At 49.2% G+C, this 683-nt stretch carries 1 protein-coding gene; it reads left to right on the forward strand.

All coding sequences use genetic code 11. From position 1 onward, the window contains the following. Window positions 1–90: 90 nt before the first annotated feature. Window positions 91–683, forward strand: a 593-nt coding sequence (locus ACFQPC_RS18260; RefSeq protein ID WP_382273320.1) for a cytochrome P460 family protein, incomplete at its 3' end; no start/stop codon positions are given.

Here is a 683-nt window from a genome sequence, read left to right on the forward strand (position 1 = left end):
TGGACGATTAAGAACCAATACAGGACCAAAGGGGACGAAGACGAGGCTACGATGAAACCTCATCTAGTCTTGGAGAGAAGGAGAAAAATTATGCGCACTTCCTTACCAGTCATCAGCGTGATTTTTAGCGCGATTGTTGTGACAACTGCTTTTGCCCAGCCGGGATCTGGTAACGACGGCTCACAGGCGAGAAAACGCTATCTTCCCGAATATACGAAATCGGGTGATTTGATTTTGCCTAAGAATTACCATGAGTGGGTGTACGTCGGCTCACCCCTTACTCCTAACGCCCTCAACGGCGGCAAGGCCAATTTCCCTGAATTTCATAACGTATATATCGAGCCAGGTTCGTACGCGATTTACAAGAAGACGGGCAAATTCCCAGAAGGAACAATCTTCTTCAAAGAACTGCAACTCACTCTTCCAGGGCAAAATCCAGATGGATCGCGCACTGAAGCCTCTGGACGTGGTTACTTCCCCGGGAAATTCAACGGTGCCGACGTAACTGTCAAAGATTCCAAACGATATGCAGACACTGGAGGCTGGGGTTATTTCAACTTCAATCACCACGAGCCGAAAGCACCAACGGCAAAGGCGAAACCTAACGGCGAATGTGCGTTCTGCCACATTGCGAGTGCCAAGAAAGACGACGTCTGGACTCAGTTCTACCCACTCCTGGATGA

The sequence above is a fragment of the Herminiimonas glaciei genome, from assembly GCF_042664955.1.
Taxonomy (GTDB): domain Bacteria; phylum Pseudomonadota; class Gammaproteobacteria; order Burkholderiales; family Burkholderiaceae_D; genus Oxalicibacterium; species Oxalicibacterium glaciei.